The following is a 17142-nucleotide window of genomic DNA, read 5'->3' on the forward strand; positions in this document are numbered from 1 at the left end:
CCCCCGATCCCGGGGGGCGGGCCCGAGGCCCGTCGGGTCTGTGCGGGGTACGTCACAACCCGGTGATGAGCACGATCCGGAAGCCCGTTCGCCACATTCCGGCCAGGCCCAGCCCGCTACGCTGACCGTATGACGAGCGAGGAGCAGCCCACCCCCAGCGCCCCGGCCGCCAGAGCGGGGGTGTCCGACCTGCCCGAGGTCGCGCCCGCCGGGACTCCGGTGGACCGGGCCCGGGCGCTGCTGCGGACACGTGCCTACCGGCGCCTGTGGACCACCCAGCTGATCGGCGGCACCGCCGACCGGCTCGGTCTGCTGGTGCTGATCGCGCTCACCGTGATCGCCGCCGCCCAGGGCGGCCGGTTCGGCAGCCTGCCGCGCAGCCTCGCCTTCGCCCTCGCCGCGGTCCTCGCCGTCCGGGTGCTGGCGACCGGCCTGGTCGGCGTCGCACTGCTCGGCCCGGTGCACCGGCTGGTCACCGGCCGACTGGACCGGCGCTGGACGCTCTTCGGCACCGACGTGCTGCGCGCCCTGCTGATCGGCCTCGCCCCCTGGTGGAGCGTCTGGCTGGGGTCCGCCGCCGAGCCGTCCGGGGCCGCCACCTACGCCCTGCTCGCCACCGTGTTCGTCACCGGTGCCGCCGAGCGGGTCCGGGGGATCGCCAAGGCCGCCGCCGTTCCCGGCCTGCTGCCTCCGGCCAACCCGCACCTGCCGGTCGCCGAGCAGCGCCCGGCCGCGGCCAACCTGGAGAGCGTCCGGAGCATCGACCGCTTCACCGGCTGGGTGACCGTGCCGCTCGGCGCGCTCGGCCTGGTGGCCTTCACCCTGCTCAACAACATCGGCGCGGCCCTCGGCTCCGACTGGCTCCGCGCCCACCAGCTCACCTTCGCGGCGCTCGGCGCGGCCGGGCTGTTCGCCGCCGCGGCGGTCCGTGACCACCTCCAGCAGCTGCCCGGCGGCCCGGTGTCCGTCGCCCCGGTCTCGCCGCTCCAGGGCCTGCGCGCCCCGACCGACGCCGCCCCCGGCCCCGCGCTGAGCAAGGGGCGCACCGGCGGCGCCCCGTACTTCACCTTCGCCGTCGCGGCCGGCTACGCCGCGATGGCGGGCGTCGCCGCGCTCGCGCTGCTCACCGCCGCCGAGCACCGCGCCGGGCCGATCGGCTACGGCCTGCTGGTGCTCGCCGCCGCAGGGACGCCCGCCCTGGGCGCCCGGCTCACCCGGGCCACGCTGCCCTCGCTGTCCCGTCGCCGGCTGCTCGCGCTGGCGCTGCTCACCCAGGGCGTCGCACTGATCCTGGCCGGGCTGGTGCTGGACTTCGTGCTGGTCCTGCTGCTCACCGTGCTGGCCGGGCTGGCCGCCGGGATCGTGATCTCGGCCGGACGCACCCTGCTCGCCCAGGAGGTCGAGGAGGCCCGGCTGCCGAAGGTCACCGAGCACCTGTTCGCGGTGCTCCGGACCGTGGTCGCCGCCGCGCTGGTCGTCGTCCCGCTGATCGCCGCCGCCTACGGGGACGTCGAGTACGGCACCGTCGAGCCCGGCTCCTTCACCTTCATCCACGGCGGCGCGGCCCTGGCCGTCGCCACCTCCGGGCTGCTCACGCTGGTGCTCGCCGCGGTCGTGCTGCTGCGCACCGACGACCAGCGCGGCACCGCGCCGTTCGTCCGGGACCTGGTGGACTCGGTGCGCGGCCCGGGCGGCCCGGCGCCGCGCCTCGGCGCGGGCACCGGCTTCTTCATCGCCCTGGAGGGCGGCGACGGCGCCGGCAAGTCCACCCAGGCCCAGGCGCTCGCCGAGTGGATCCGCGGCAAGGGGCACGAGGTCGTGCTCACCCGCGAGCCCGGCGGCAGCCCGGTCGGCCAGCGGCTGCGCGGCCTCGTCCTGGACGTCGGCAACACCGGCCTGTCGCACCGCGCCGAGGCGCTGATCTACGCCGCCGACCGCGCCGAGCACGTCGAGAACGTCATCCGGCCGGCCCTCGCCCGCGGCGCCGTGGTGATCACCGACCGGTACATGGACTCCTCCATCGCCTACCAGGGCGCCGGTCGCGACCTGGCCGCGACCGAGGTCGCCCGGATCTCCCGCTGGGCCACCGGCGGGCTGCTGCCCGACCTGACCGTCGTCCTGGATGTCGACCCGACCAAGGCCCGCGAGCGCTTCACCGAGGCGCTGGACCGGCTGGAGTCCGAGCCCACCGAGTTCCACCTGCGGGTCCGGGCCGGCTTCCTCGCCCTCGCCGCCGCCGACCCGGCGCGCTACCTGGTCGTGGACGGCAGCCAGGCCCCCGGCTTCGTCACCACTGCCATCCGGCACCGGCTCGACCGCGAGCTGCCGCTCTCCGAGCAGGAGAGGGCCGCCCGCGCCGAGCAGGAGCGGCTGGCCAAGGAGGAGGCCGAGCGCCGCGCCGCCGAGGAGGCCCGCAAGAAGGCCGAGGAGGAGGCCGCCGAGCGCAAGCGGCAGGAGGTGCTGGCGCAGCTGCGGGCCGAGCAGGCGGAGCAGGAGCGGCTGGCCAAGGAGGAGGCCGAGCGGGCCGCCGCCGAGGCCCGGCGCAAGGCCGAGGAGGAAGCGCGCCGCAGGGCCGAGGAGGAGGCCGCGCGTCGCGCCGAGCAGGAGGCCGAGCGGCGCAGGGCCGAGGAGGCCCGGCTGGCCGCCGAGGCCGCCGAGCGCAAGCGGATCGCCGACGAGGCGGCCGCCCAGGCCGAGCTCCAGCGGCAGCGCGAGCTGGCCCGCGAGGAGCAGCGCCGCCGGGCGGAGGAGGCGCTCCAGCGGGCCGAGGAGGCGCGGCTGGCGCAGGCCGCCGCGCTCGCGGCCGCGGCTGCGGCGGCGGAGTCCGCGGAGGGCCGGGCCGAGGCGCGGCCGGGTCCGGGTTCGGCGTCCGACGCGGGTTCGGCGTCGGGTCCGGGTTCAGCGTCGGGTTCGGGTTCGGTGGCCGGGGAGTCGGCTGCGGAGACGACCACGGAGCTGCGGGCGGTCCGGGACGTTCCGAAGGGCGCCCCGCGGGACGCGGCGCAGTCGGCGGCGCAGGCTCCGGTGGGCGGGCTCGGGGACGAGGCGACGCGCGAGCTCTCGCCGCGGGACCGGCAGGCGGCCGTCCGGGCTGCTGAGGCCGCCGAGGCGCGCAAGGCCGCGGAGGCTGCCGAGGCGCGCCGGGCGGCCGGCGGAACTGCCGGTACGGTCGACGAGACCGCCAAGCTGCCGGTGGTGCCGGCCTCGGCGGTGGACGAGACGGCCGTGCTGCCGAGGGTCCCGGCGGAGGCCGACCGGACCGAGGTGCTGCCGCGGATCGAGCCGGGCCGCACCGAGGAGCGTGCCGGAGGCCGTACCGGAGGCCGCACCGAGGGCCGGCCGGCGCAGGGGCCGCGGCGCGCGGAGCCGGTGGACAGCACCCGCGAGCTGCCGGTGGTCGACGCCGGGCCGACGGCCGAGCGGTCGCAGCCCGGTGCCGAGCGGCCGAGGCCGGAGTGGGCCGAGGAGACGCCGCTGGACGACCTGCCGAGCCTCACCGACACCCTGCTGGGCTCGCACGACGAGTGGACGCGCTGGGAGCACGGCGGTCAGGGCCAGGGCGCTCCGTACGACGGCCCGCAGGGCGGCGCGGAGCGGCCCGAGGGCCGCGGGGACGCACAGGACAAGGGCGACGGCACGGGTGACGGCAAGGGCGACGGCAAGGGCAAGGGCCGTCGTTGGGGCCGCCGGGGCTGACCGGACACGTGTGGGCGGCGCCGTCGGGGCAGGTCCCCGGCGGCGCCGCCGCGTTCCGTGGGGCCGCCTCCTCGCCCCGCCGTGACCCGGACGGAGCAGTGGGTGTCGGAGCGGAGACGTATGCTCGACGGCGGGGAAGAGGCGCCACGAGCGCTGCCGTACTGAGCTTGGGAGCAGCAGTGGCCGTCTGGGACGACCTGGTGGGCCAGGAGCGGGTGGTCGAGCAGCTGACCGCCGCCGCCCGGGCGGCCGGGGCGACGATCGAGGCCGGTCGCGGGACCGCCCCGGTCGAGGGCGCGAACGCCTCCCTGATGACGCACGCGTGGCTGTTCACCGGCCCGCCCGGCGCCGGGCAGGTCACCGCCGCGCGCTCCTTCGCCGCCGCCCTCCAGTGCACCAGTCCCGACCTCGCGCTCGGCGGCACGCCCGGCTGCGGGTTCTGCGACGGCTGCCACACGGTGCTGGCCGGCAGCCACGCCGACGTGAAGTACGTCCGTACCGACGGCCTCTCCATCGGCGTCGGCGACATGCGCGACCTGGTCGTGCGCGCCTCCAGCTACCCGACCGGCGGCCGCTGGTCGGTGATCCTGGTGGACGCCGCCCACCGGCTCACCGAGGCCGCCGCGAACGCGCTGCTCAAGGGCGTGGAGGAACCCTCCCCGCGCACCGTCTGGCTGCTGTGCGCCCCCTCCGTCCAGGACGTGCTGCCGACCATCCGCTCACGCTGCCGCCTGCTGGTGCTGCGCACCCCCGCGGCCGAGGCGGTCGCCGACACGCTGGTCCGCCGTGACGGCGTCGACCCGGAGACCGCCCGGCTCGCCGCGCTGGCCGGGCAGGGCGACATCGAGCGCTCGCGCCGCCTCGCCGTCGACGAACAGGCCCGCACCCGCCGGACGGAGGTGCTGCGCATCCCGCTGGAGGTGGGAGACATCGGCGGCTGCCTGACCGCCGCCCAGCGCCTGGTCGACACCGCCAAGGCCGACGCCGAGGCGCTCGCCGAGACCCAGGACGCCAAGGAGACGGACGACCTCAAGGCCGCCTACGGCGCCTACGAGGGCGGCAAGGTGCCGCGCGGCATGGCCGGCGCGGTCAAGGAGCTGGAGAAGCGGCAGAAGAGCCGGGCCACCCGCACCCGCCGGGAGACCCTCGGCGTCGCCCTGCTCGACCTGCTCGGCTTCTACCGGGACGTGCTCGCCATCCAGCTCGGCTCCACCGGCGCGCTCGCCAACGAGGACCAGCGGCAGGCGCTGAACCGGGTGGCCCAGGCCGGGCCGGCGGAGAGCACGCTGCGGCGGATCGAGGCGGTGCTGGCCTGCCGTCAGGCGCTGGACCGCAACGTCGACCCGCTGCTCGCGGTCGAGGCGATGACGGTGGCGTTGCGCGCGGGCTGAGTGACGGCTGAGCGCGGGCTGAGCGCCGATCGGGGGCGGGGCCGTCCGGCTCCGGGCCCTCGGGCCCTCGGACCGTCCACCCGGGCGTCGCTCCGGCGGGCGTCGGCTGTACGCCTCCCGGAGCCGGTGCGCCATCCCACCTTCGAGTGAACGAGCGACACTCGCCGGGCACACCGTCGTGTGACCGTCCACCCGTTGTGCACGCTGGGGGCCGACTGCGCCCGCTGCCGGGGCGGTCGCCTTCCGTGCGCGCCGGGTCCGGTTCGGCGCGACCCCCTCCAGAGGTGGTGCGTCCCGTGGTTCGTTCGCTCCTCGTCATCCCCTTGCTGGCCGCCGCCCTCGGCGGGATCTGGCTGGCCCGGGGCGCCCAACACCGCTGGCGCGACCTGCGCGCCGCCGAGACCTACGAGCTGGCCGGCGACCGCTGGCCGATGCTGCTGCGGGCGGCCGGGGCGATGGTCTGCGGGGTGTGCGTCACCGCGCTGACGGTGCTCACCACGCTGGGCGCCTTCGGCGGTCTCGGCCGGGGCACCCAGGAGCCGGACCGGGCGGAGCCGGTCGTGGACGCGGCGGGCTCGGCTCCGGGCACGGACACGGGTGCCGGGACCGGTTCGGGGACGGTGGTCCGGCAGCAGCAGGCGGTGCCGCCCGCGGTCGCCGAGTCGGCCGCCGCCCCCGACCCCGCTGCCCCCGCCGCCGTCGCGGCTGCCGCGGCCCCCGCCGTGGTCAGCCGCTTCGACAGCGTCGGCCACCCCGGCGGGGGCGAGCTGCTCCAGTCCGCCGTACTGGGCCCCGACGGCCACCCCCGCAACATCCGGGTCTGGCTTCCGCCGCAGTACGCCAAGGAACCGAACGCCCGCTTCCCGGTCGTCGTGATGCAGGCCGCCACGCCCCAGAAGACCGCCGACGCCGAGGTCCCGGACGTCTTCGAGGGCATCGGGGCGGCCCTCCAGACCGGCAGGTCCCACCCCTTCATCCTGGTCGCCCCCGAGGCGCCGAACGGCACCGCGCACCCCTGCGAACTGGTCGCCGCCGCTCCGGCCGCCGTCGCCGACGACGCGACGCTGCGCACCACCATCGCGACCTCCTTCCGCACCCTGCCGCCCGGCCCGGCCTCCTGGGGCACCCTCGGCGTCGAGGCCGGCGCGCCCTGCGCGGCCGCCGCCGGGCTCTCCCGGCCCGACCTGTACGGCGCGGCGGCGGCGGTCTCCGGCCGGTACGACGCCACCGCGCTCACCCAGACCGGTGCCGAGGCCCCGGCCGGCAGCGCCGCCAAGCTGCTGCTGGCCGCCGCCAAGGGCGACTCCGCCGGGCTGGACGCGGCCCGCAAGCTCCAGGCCGCACTGAAGGCCGGCCCCGGAGCGGCGGCCAAGGCCGAGGTGCGGATCTCGGACAACGTGCAGGACTTCACCCCCGACCGGGAGCGGCTGCGGCTGGTCCGTCAGGCGGCGCAGTTCCTGGCCGAGGCGCTGGCCAGGGCGTCCTGAGGGCAGGTCCGGCGGCACTACGCTGCCCGGTACCCCGGAGCGGGTGCCGGGCAGCTGCGTTTCCTCCGGGGTGCTTCGAGGGTTGTTCCCACTGCGGGTGTTCCTCCGGTGTTCCCCGGTGTTCCCCCGGTGTTCCTTCGGTTCTTCCACGTGCTGGTCGGTTGCGGAGAGGTGGCGGATGAGGGCCTTCGAGCGGGCACAGGCGCAGGCGCAGGCATCGGTGCGGGTGCGGGCACAGGCATCGGCGCGGGCACGGGTGCTGGCCGCGGCGCTGGTCGTCGTCGGGCTGCTGGCGGGCGGTTGCAGCGCGGATCCGGCCGGGGCGCCGGCGGCCCCCTCCCCGGACCCGGCCGCCTCCGGCACGTCCTCGGCCCCGACGGCCGCGGGGGCCGGAGCCACCCCGCTGGAGCCGCTGCCCGCCGCCGTCCCGGCCGCGCTCGCGCCGTACTACGCGCAACGTCCGGTCTGGCAGCCCTGCGACAGCGGGTTCGAGTGCACGACGTTCCGGGTGCCGCTGGACTACGACCACCCGGGGGACGGGGACCTCACCCTCGCGGCCGCCCGGACCGCGGCGGAACCGGCGGGCACCGGGAGTGCTTCCTCCGACCCGTCCGCCCCCGCCCCCGCCCCCGCCCCCGCCCCCGCCCCGTCCGCCTCCGCCACCGCCTCTGCCTCCGCCGCTTCCCAGGGCACGCGGCTCGGCTCCCTCCTGCTCAACCCGGGCGGGCCCGGCGGCTCCGCGATCGAGTACCTGGAGGCCGCCGCCCGCACGTACGACCACGGGGTGCGGGCCCGCTACGACCTGGTCGGCCTCGACCCGCGCGGGGTGGGCCGCAGCAGCCCCGTCAGCTGCCTGAGCGGCGACCGGATGGACGCCTACACCGCCGTCGGCCTGGCGCCCGGCGACCAGGGCGGCGTCGACGCGCTGGTCGCGGCCGACAAGGAGTTCGCCGAGGGCTGCCGGACGCAGGCCGGGGCGGCGCTCGGCCACCTCGGCACCGTCGAGGCCGCCCGCGACATGGACGTGCTGCGCGCCCTGCTCGGCGACGAGAAGCTGAACTTCGTCGGCAAGTCCTACGGCACCTTCCTCGGCGCGACCTACGCCGGGCTGTTCCCGAGCCGGGTCGGGCGGCTGGTGCTGGACGGCGCGATGGACCCGTCGCTCGACTCCGTCGCCGGCAACCGCACCCAGGCGGGCGGCTTCGAGACCGCCTGGGCCGCCTTCGCGCAGGACTGCGCCAAGCGCGAGGACTGCCCGCTCGGCCGCACCGAGCAGCAGGTCGGCGACCGGCTCACCGCCCTGCTCGGCGGGGTCCGCACCGCCCCGCTGCCCACCACCGACGCCGGCCGTCGGCTCACCGGGTCCCAGGCGACCACCGGCGTCATCCAGGCCATGTACGCCGACTTCCTCTGGCCCAAGCTGCGCGCCGCGCTCACCGACGCCGAGACCGGCGACGGCACCGGGCTGCTGAGGCTCTCCGACGACTACTACGGGCGCGAGTCGGACGGCTCGTACCCCAACCTGATGTTCGCCAACATTGCGGTGAACTGCCTCGACCTGCCCGCCCCGTTCCACGGCCCGGAGGACGTCCAGCGGGCGGTACCGGAGTTCGAGCGGGTCTCGCCGCACTTCGGGCGCGACATGGCCTGGATGGCCCTGACCTGCGCCTACTGGCCGGTCCGGGCCACCGGTGCGGCGCACACCGTCCGGGCCGCCGGCGCCGCCCCGATCGTCGTCATCGGCACCACCCGCGACCCGGCCACCCCGTACGCCTGGGCGCAGTCGCTGGCCGGCCAGCTGGAGTCCGGCCGCCTGCTCACCTTCGACGGCGACGGCCACACCGCGTACGGCCGGCACAGCACCTGCGTGGACGGCGCGGTGAACCGCTTCCTGCTGACCGGGGAGGCCCCGGAGCAGGGCAAGCGCTGCGAGCGGTAGGGCGGGCCGGGCGCAGGCCGACGGACAGGTGGTTTTCACTTCAACCGATTACCGGTACGGCGTTACGATGAGCGCCCCTTGCCACCCTCCCCTGCACCGGAGCTCATCGTGCTCGGAGTCAACGACCTGGCGACGTACATCCTCGGCGCCCTCGTCATCATCCTGCTGCCCGGCCCCAACTCCCTGTACGTCCTGTCCGTCGCGGCCCGCAAGGGCATCCGCACCGGCTACCGGGCCGCGGCCGGCGTCTTCATCGGCGACCTCACCCTGATCAGCCTCACCTCGCTGGGCGCGGCCTCCCTGCTCAAGGCCAACCCGGCCGTCTTCGCCGTGGTCAAGTTCGGCGGCGCCGCCTACCTCCTCTGGATCGGCTACGGCATGCTCCGCGCCGCCCGCCAGCTCTGGCGCGAACGCCGCGCCGCGGCCGACCCCACCACCGAGCAGACCCCCGAAAGCACCGAGAACCCCTTCCGCCGCGCCCTCGTGATCAGCCTCCTCAACCCGAAGGCGATCCTCTTCCTGCTCTCCTTCTTCACCCAGTTCGTCGACGCCTCCTACGGACAGCCCGCCCTCTCCTTCGCCCTCCTCGGCGGCATCCTCCAGACCTTCAGCTTCCTCTACCTCTCCCTCCTGATCTTCGCGGGCACCACCCTCGCCACCGCCTTCCGCCGCCGCAAGCGCCTCTCCGCCACCCTCACCAGCGGCGTCGCCGTCCTCTTCGCCGGCTTCGCCGCCAAACTCGCCGTCTCCTCCGCCTGACCCCCGCCCCCGGATACCGGGTAACGGATCACCCGCCAACCTGTGTAGACTGGCCCGCGTTGCCGCCACACACGGCGACGGTGCCGCCTTAGCTCAGCTGGCCAGAGCAACGCACTCGTAATGCGTAGGTCGCGGGTTCGAATCCCGCAGGCGGCTCTGTAGAAGCCCCAGGACTCACTCGCCGTGACCTGGGGCTTTTGCCTTTCCCCGATCTGCGGGCAGGCGCCGGCGACGCGCCACGGGATCGCTTGCTTGAGCGATGCGTGAGCGCGGGTGTTGATCCCGCCTCGGCCCTTGCTCCTCGGCCCCGGCCTTCCCGGCTTCGCCCCCGGTCCGGACGGCTCGCTTCGGTGCGGATCCGCAGCGGCGATCACGTGCCGCACCGTGCGCGGAGTCGGCCGCGACGAAGCGGAGGAGCGTGTCCAAGGCCGGCACCTCGGCCTGTTCGCAGCTGGTATGGTGCGGCATCTGATTGGTCGCAAGCCCGGGGGGCCTGGTGCAGATCACTCTTCGTTTGGTGGACGCGCGCTCCGATGAGTTGGGCGCGCTGGAGAAGTGGCTCAAGTCCGAGCGTGATCTGCGTCGTGTGGTCGTCCGGCGCGAACACGCGGCCACCCTTCCGGGCGACATGGGAGTGCTCGCGGACTGTCTGCGCTTTGCCATCGATGCGGGACTGGTCGGAGTGCTGGCACAGTCGGTGATCGACTACTGGCGGTCGAAGGCCGCCTCCCGTCCGGCCGAGGACAGGCCGGTGCTGGTCATCGAACGCGTGGATGCTCCTGACGGCACGCGGACCATCACCATCGAGGCGCGTGACCCCGAAACCGCCGAGGCGGTGCTCCGCGAACTGCCGCGTTCTCTCGGCAGTTCATGAACGCCGAGCCGCCTGCCGGAGAGAAGTCACGCGCCGTCCTCATCTCGTCCCGCATCTTCACCGACAGTACGTTCGCCGAGCTCGAGGCGGTTGAGCGAACAGTCGAGAAGGTGAGCGAGCAACTGCGTGATCCTGCTGTGTGGGGGCTCAGGCTCGATCACTGCCAGGAGATCTTGACGCACAAGAGCAACCCCGCCGAGATCCTCTCGGTCGTCCAGGCGGCGTCCCAGGCGGCGGAGGAGTGCTTCGTCCTCTACTTCGCGGGTCACGGTGTCGAGGAAGGCGGGCAACTCCTGCTGCCACTGACGCATTCCCGAGCCGACATGCCGAGCACCATGCTGGCGTTCGCCGACCTGATGAATGCGGTGGGTAGCGGGCCCGCGCCGATCAAACTCGTCCTTCTCGACTGCTGCCATGCCGGGCTGGCCATGGACGTCCTGCCCTTCGAGCAACACGTTGCCGGTGAGGCACCCGAGGGCTGCTACGTCCTCGCCGCCTGCGAAGCCAACCGAACGGCCAAGTCACCCGAGGACAACGAGTTCACGGCTTTCGGCCAGGCCCTCATCACGTGCCTGGTGGCTGGTGGGCCGTCCACTGAGCAGTTCTGGACACCGCGGCAACTGTTGGCGCATGTCGACAAGTGGCTCACCAGCCGTGGTTACCCGCGACCGGTCACCAATGACTCGCGGGTGGGTGAACTGCCCTGGGTGAGGAATCGGCGGTTCGTGAAGCCGTTCGAGGCGGCCGGCTATCAAGCGCCCGCGCCGGACAGTGACAGTGGGACGCCGGCGCAACCTGAGAAGATCCAGTACCTCGGCCCGGACCCGTTGCCGCTGCCGATCCCTTTCCTGGGGCGCGACGCATTGCTGGGTGAGGCGCGCCCAATGGTGCGCATGGGGCAGGTCCTTCCCGTGATGGGACGGGCGCAGGTGGGCAAGTCGGCGCTTCTCACCTCGCTTCTCGCCAAGGCCGACCTCCTGCCCGCGGGTTCCCTCCCGCCCGTGGTGCTCGAGATCGAGCCCAGTGCGGCGGCTGAGAGCCCGCTGATGGAGGCGATCACCAGAGCGCTGCACCAGACGCTGGACGACAGCGAATTCATGGTTGCGGCCAAGCGTACGACCGATGGCCTTCTCGACCTCGTTCTGCCTCGTCAGGTCAAGGGCAGGAGTCTCATTCTTGTCATCAAGGCGTCTCGCATCGACCTGAATCGCCCGGAACTCCGCGAAGAGCTGGACGAGCTGCTGAGGCAGGACGTCTTCAAGCGCGCCGCGGTCATCGTGGAGACCACCGAAACCGTTGAGATCGACGGTGGAAGCCACCGGCCGAGGCCCCTCGTCGTACCTGCGCTGGCCACATCGGACGCTCTCGCGCTGATCGGCGACTGGCTCGCCGACGAGAATCTCGTGACCGATGTCAACGGCCTGGATCTGGTGGGCTATGACGAGATAGTGCGTCGCCCCGGGGTCATCGAACGCGCCGTCCGCCTGGTCTGTCGAATTCACCGGAAGGACGATTACGACAGTTTCCTCGCGGGATTCGACGCCCGTTCCCGGGCGGCGGTGGAGATCGGGCCCGAAGAGTTCGAAGAAGCCCTGATGGAGGCCGCAGAGCCGACCATCGCCGGCGTACTGGACAGGGCCTGGTCCACCGCGACAGGAACGGACCGCACCAAAGGCCAGGCCCTCCTCACCGTGTGGGGAGTCATCGACGAACTGCCACTCCCGGTGGTCGCGCTCCGGGGCATGGGGTTGCCGGACAGTGTGTTGCGGGTGCTTTTCAACGAGGGGATTCTCGTCCCTTGGCGTCCCGCCGCCGACTCGGGACCTCCAGCCGGGGATTCCCCCCGGCTGGAGGTCAGCCCGGTCAGTCGAGAGGCGCTCAGGAACGATCTCCTGCGTACGATCCGGTCCACCGCTGACATGGCGGCGGGCGCCGACGGGGAGCGCCCGTGCGACGTCGTCGACCGGAACCTGATCGCGGCCGGGCGCCTGCTGGCCAACACGGTGCTGCCGAGCGGGGAGACGGAGGGGGAGTCGGAGGCAGTGCCTCGTGTGATCGAGGCACTGCGTCGGGCCGTGGGATGGATCGACCGCCATGTCCCGGACGCGCTGCCCGGGTTGCGCGCGCGACTCGGCCTCTACGTCAACGGCGACTCCGCGGACGCGGTCCTCCTGCCGGTGGCGCAGACGATCGGTTCTGTTCCGCTGACGGAGCCGGCGAACACCTCGCCGGAGACGGTCTCGCGGACTGGCGCGGAGAGTGAGCGATCGGCTGCCCGGAATGCTGTGGCGAACGGTGCAGAACCCGGCAACGGAGCTGTGCGGGGATGGGAGTTGATCGACGAGCTGTACGCGGCGGCGGGACGCCTCAACCTGGCCTCCCGGGCGTCTGTGCAGGAGCCGGATGCGGTCGCGACCTTCCTGTCCGCGTTCGAGTACGCCGTATCGCTCTTGGAGGTGTGCGGTGAAGCCGCCCCGTGGCGTGTGCTTCGCTCCGTCGACCAGTGCGGCTTCCACGGGGCGCGCCGCCATCGCGCGCTTGCCCAGGTGGCCCCCGCCCGTGAACGGTTGACGCGACAGCTGGCGGCCCTCCACGAAGGTCCCGCCAACGTCTCGCTGAACCGTCTGCTGTGGTCGACATCCTGGATCCTGAACACGGCTGCTGCCCAGATTTCGGCAGACGTGAGCGCCGATGCCTCCGACAGTCTCGAACTGGCGGAGCAACTGATCGAGGTCTTTCCTCTGGCGCAGGAGTCGCGGGCCCGCCAGACCCGGAACTGGTTCCTCTACAGGTTGGCAGGACTTCGCCGTGCGACGGCGACGACGGCGGACGAGCGACGGACAGCGGTGCGTTCCGCCTATGAACTCGCGAACGAGAACGCCCGTTTGGCGAGCGTGGTCCCGGAGCGTCAGCAGCAGTGGACACACAATCTCCTGGCAAGCGGGTACATGTACGCGCAGGAGACAAGGGGGGACGGAGAGCGGCTGGAGCTGGCCCGGGAGACGCTGTCGGCACTTGAGGAGGCGTGGGGCTCCAGGGACGACTGGCCGGTGCCACTGGTGGTCGAAGCGGCCGGATTCCTGCGCAGGGTCCACGAGCGGCACGCGGATCTGGAGTTGCAGTACGCGGGTGCCCGGGAGGTTCTCGCTCTCCTGAACGGCCGGGCCGGAAGCCTTGCCGATCGGGAGGGGCCCAGCGCCACCATGCCGCTGGACCACATGGTCGAACTGGCCGAGGCCAACGCGTTCCTGGCCTATGTCTACCGTGAGCGCAACGATCACGCGTCGGCCCGGCACAGCCTTCAACAAGGTGTGCGCATGGCCCGGATCGCCGTGCGGTCCTTCCCCACCGGACGCACCTACATGACGTGGCTCCGGCTGCTCCGCACGAAGCAGGCCTGGTCCGGGGGCGGTCGTGGACGGACGCTGCTTCCGGAGCACGCCAAGGCCGTCGAAGAGGTCCGTCGGTGGCTCGACAGTGGTGAGGAGGTCCGGGCCGGGAATCAGTCATTGGCCCTGCTGCACTTGTGGTGCTTGGACAGCGATTGGCAGCGGGAAGGGACCCTGGTGGTCGCGGCGCAGGCCGTACCCGTGCACAACACGGGCTGGAACACCGGCCGTTCCTTGCAGCAGGTACGAGCCGACCAGGTTCACCGCGGGCGCTGGAACGCGCTGATGGCGCATGAGCGGGTGTACGGTCCGACCTGGGCGCTGTACGAGGCCCGCATCAGGATCACTCGTGAGTACCAGCGCTGGACCGCGATCTACAGCAGGCGCCCGCAGGAGGTCGATCACGGACCGGTTTGGGAACTGCTGGACAGGGCCGGGCAGTTGTTTCCGCGGAACCTGGACGTCATGAGGTCCCGTGCGTCCTACCACCGATACATCTGGGAGTACGGCGAGGCGGCTCGACTCCACGCCGAGGCGGCGCGGCAGGAGCGGGACGGGGACCGTTGGCGTCGTGGTCTGATCGAGGCGTCCGAGTGTCTGCTGAGACAGGCGATCTATGAAAAGGGGATCTCCTCCGCGGCGCGGGAGTCGGCCTTGTGCGCGGCTTCGGACTACCTGCAGGAGGTTACCGAACTCCACACACAGGCCCCCCGGGTGTCGCTGCTGTCCGCTCGGATCGCCCTCGAGTTGGGCAGGCCGGTGGACTGGGACCTGGCCGACTCCAAGTTTGCCGAGCTGATCGGTGACGACTACGTCGGAAACGTGGGGCGCTACCTCAATGAACGCCGGGACCGGACGGCCGCGGACATCGACAGCGACCCCGCGGCGGACTCCGTTGAATGGGAGCATGCGGCAGCGCCCCATGAGGCACTCGTGGTGGATGACCTCCTTGAAGAGCACTTCACCGACGTCGAAGTCCTGATGTCTCTGGGGAGTCTCTACCTGCGGCGTTCCATCTTGAACGCGGAGCAGGATCCGGAAGCGGCCCGGTCCAGCGCCTGGCGGGCCTACAACTGCTTCGACGGACGCAGGGTCATGGAAGCAGCCGTCAACGGTCAGGAGAAGGTCGACACTGCCTTCATGCGCGGTCAGACCATCGCATGGGCGGCCGAACTCGCCGGCTCCACGGACCCCTTTCCCCGAGACAGCGGATGGCAGCGCGGGTGGCTGGATCTCGCGGAGTCTCGACTGCAGTCTGCCCGCAGTCGAAGTGCGGGCGGCTTCCACGAGTTGGTCTGCACGTGGGACAGCCGGTTGCGGGCGCTGAAAGCCGGGCTCAGGAAAAAGTGACGCACTGTCATCGGACGAGTGCCGGTGCCGAGTGGTTCGTCCGCAAGAACGGACCGTGCCGCACTGCCGAAGGCCCGGGCCGGATCGGATCCGGGCCGGGCCGTTTCGTGTGCGCCGGCGGGTGGGGTCACTGGTCGAGGTAGGTGAGGGCGGCCAGGATGCGGCGGTTGTCGGTGGTGGTCGGGGGGAGGCCGAGCTTGGTGAAGATGTTGGTGATGTGCTTGGCGACGGCCTTCTCGGTGATGAAGAGGGCCTGGGCGATGCCGGCGTTGGAGCGGCCCTGGGCGAGGGATTCGAGGACGTCGCGTTCGCGGGTGGAGAGGGTGGCGAGGGCGGTGTCGCGGTCCTTGGCGGCCAGGAGCCGGGTGACGACCTCGGGGTCCATGGCGGTGCCGCCGGCGGCGACGCGGCGGATGGCGTCGAGGAACTGGGCGCCGTTGGTGATGCGGTCCTTCAGCAGGTAGCCGATGCCGCGGCCGCCGGTGGTGAGGAGTTCGCGGGCGTAGAGGGGTTCGACGTACTGGGAGAGCAGCAGGACGGGGAGGCCGGGGGTGGTGCGGCGGGCGGTGAGGGCGGCGCGCAGGCCCTCGTCGGTGAAGGTCGGCGGCAGCCGGACGTCGACGATCGAGACGTCCGGCCGCTGCTCGGTGAGGGCCCGGAGGAGGTCCGGGCCGTTGTCCACGGCGGCCGCCACCTCGTGGCCGTGGGCCTGGAGGAGGCGGATCAGGCCGTCCCTCAGGAGGAAGTGGTCTTCGGCGAGGACAATGCGCAAGGAAGCTCCATGGTCACCGTGGTCGGACCGTCGGGGGGACTGCTGACGGAGACGACCCCGTCGAAGGTGGCGAGCCGTCGTTCGACGCCGCGCAGCCCGGTGCCCCGGCGGGCGTCCGCGCCGCCGCGTCCGTTGTCGGAGACGGTGATGCGCAGCACGCCGCGATCGTAGCGGAGTTCGATTCCGGCGCGGCCGGCGTCGGAGTGCTTGACGACGTTGGTGAGGAGCTCCGAGACCGCGAAGTAGGCGGCGGACTCGACGGGCATCTCGGGGCGGCCGGGCAGGTCCGCCGAGACCTCGGTGGGGACCGGGCAGACCATGGCCAGCGCCCGTACCGCGTCGGTGAGTCCGCGGTCGGCGAGGACCGGCGGGTGGATGCCGCGGACCAGGTCGCGGAGCTCCTCCAGGGCCTTGGCCGAGGACTGGCGGGCCTCGACCAGCAGGGCGCGGACGGCCTGCGGGTCGCTCTCCAGGAGGTGTTCGGCGGCGTCCAGGGTCATGCCCATCGCGACCAGCCGGGCCTGGGCGCCGTCGTGCAGGTCGCGCTCGATCCTGCGGATCTCGGCCATCCGGGTGTCGACGGCGGTGCTGCGGGTGGCGGTCAGGTGGGCGATCCGGCCGGCCAGCAGCTCCTGCTCGCCCGGGGCGAGCATCGAGTGGACGTGGCGGGCGTGCCGGTGGACGGTGCGGGGCGCGAGCCAGAGCGCGAGCGGGAGGTGGAGCAGGCCGAGGACGCCGGCGAGGACGGCGGTGACGGTGCCCTCGATCGGGATGAACTCGAACCAGAGGCCGTCCCATTCGGCGGACAGCGGGACGCCGAAGAAGGCCAGGAAGACGCCCCAGAGGCCGGCGAGCAGGGCGGCGACCGGCAGGAAGGCCAGCACGCTGCCGAGGAACGGCTCGGCGAGGACCCAGTGGAACTCGCGGCGGGTCTGCGGGTCGCCCGTGATCCAGCGGTAGCGGGCGAATACGCCGGAGGCGCCCTCGGGCACCGGGGGCAGCGGGCCGGGCGGCCCCGGGAAGCGGATGCCGGACCAGTCTGCGGCCAGGGCGCGTTGACGGTCGGTCAGCGCGCGCACCCGGGCCATGGCCCGCGGGACCAGTCCGAGGCCCGGGCCGACGAGGGAGAGCGCGCCGGTGACACCGAGGGAGTGGACGAGGGCGACACAGGAGAGCCGGCTGAGGGTCAGGCTCCGGCGGAGGGCGGTGAGCCCGGCCGCTACCGAGAATCCGGCCGGTACGGAAGAGCCGGCCGGTACCGAGGACCCGGCCGGTGCGGCGGATCCGGCGGGTGCGGAGAGCCCGGTGGGCTCGGCCGGTGCCGGGCTCTGTGCGGGTCGCGTCGTGCTGTCCATGGATGTGGTCCCCTCCCGGTGGTGCTGTCGCACGGCCCGTCGTACCGGCCGTGAGGCCATTCTGGCGACGGCGGGCGGGTGTTGTCGGTGGGAGAAACTCCCCCTTCGGCCCTACGGGATATCTGCCGAA

At 73.2% G+C, this 17142-nt stretch carries 9 protein-coding genes and 1 tRNA gene; 8 read left to right on the forward strand and 2 right to left on the reverse strand.

The features are described 5' to 3' along the window. Positions 1–129: 129 nt before the first annotated feature. The 8 genes from tmk (at position 130) to ACGFSC_RS01860 (ending at position 14885) form a co-directional block, all read left to right on the forward strand. Positions 130–3696 (forward strand): dTMP kinase, encoded by a 3567-nt coding sequence (gene tmk / locus ACGFSC_RS01825; protein WP_359902058.1) that lies wholly within the window; start codon positions 130–132, stop codon positions 3694–3696. Between the two features lie 179 nt (positions 3697–3875). Then, on the forward strand, positions 3876–5087 hold the full coding sequence (locus ACGFSC_RS01830) for a DNA polymerase III subunit delta' (RefSeq protein WP_359902138.1): 1212 nt from the start codon (positions 3876–3878) through the stop codon (positions 5085–5087). Positions 5088–5383: 296 nt separating this feature from the next. Continuing rightward, positions 5384–6574: a hypothetical protein gene (locus tag ACGFSC_RS01835; RefSeq protein WP_359902061.1), complete on the forward strand. Its 1191-nt coding sequence runs from the start codon at positions 5384–5386 to the stop codon at positions 6572–6574. Positions 6575–6752: 178 nt separating this feature from the next. After that, positions 6753–8513 (forward strand): alpha/beta hydrolase, encoded by a 1761-nt coding sequence (locus ACGFSC_RS01840; protein WP_359902064.1) that lies wholly within the window; start codon positions 6753–6755, stop codon positions 8511–8513. Positions 8514–8621: 108 nt separating this feature from the next. After that, positions 8622–9272, forward strand: a complete 651-nt coding sequence (leuE, locus tag ACGFSC_RS01845; RefSeq protein WP_359902067.1) for a leucine efflux protein LeuE — start codon at positions 8622–8624, stop codon at positions 9270–9272. An 82-nt stretch (positions 9273–9354) separates the two neighbouring features. Beyond that, a tRNA-Thr gene (locus ACGFSC_RS01850) sits at positions 9355–9428 on the forward strand. A gap of 361 nt (positions 9429–9789) precedes the next feature. Then, the gene (locus ACGFSC_RS01855; RefSeq protein ID WP_359902069.1) at positions 9790–10146 is read left to right on the forward strand and encodes a hypothetical protein; all 357 of its coding nucleotides are present in this window, start codon (positions 9790–9792) and stop codon (positions 10144–10146) included. After that, positions 10143–14885, forward strand: a complete 4743-nt coding sequence (locus tag ACGFSC_RS01860; RefSeq protein ID WP_359902072.1) for a caspase family protein — start codon at positions 10143–10145, stop codon at positions 14883–14885. Before ACGFSC_RS01855 ends, ACGFSC_RS01860 begins: the two co-directional genes overlap by 4 nt. Before the next feature lie 127 nt (positions 14886–15012). On the opposite strand, the gene ACGFSC_RS01865 is transcribed toward ACGFSC_RS01860, so the two are convergent. Both ACGFSC_RS01865 and ACGFSC_RS01870 read right to left on the reverse strand, forming a co-directional pair. Beyond that, a complete protein-coding gene (locus ACGFSC_RS01865; RefSeq protein ID WP_359902074.1) occupies positions 15013–15657 on the reverse strand; it encodes a response regulator transcription factor in 645 nt (214 codons plus the stop codon). Continuing rightward, complete coding sequence (locus ACGFSC_RS01870) at positions 15621–17012, reverse strand: sensor domain-containing protein (protein ID WP_359902077.1); 1392 nt, start codon at positions 17010–17012, stop codon at positions 15621–15623. Before ACGFSC_RS01870 ends, ACGFSC_RS01865 begins: the two co-directional genes overlap by 37 nt. Positions 17013–17142: the final 130 nt, after the last annotated feature.

It is taken from the genome of Kitasatospora sp. NPDC048715, from assembly GCF_043198905.1.
Taxonomy (GTDB): Bacteria; Actinomycetota; Actinomycetes; order Streptomycetales; family Streptomycetaceae; genus Kitasatospora; species Kitasatospora lactacystinica.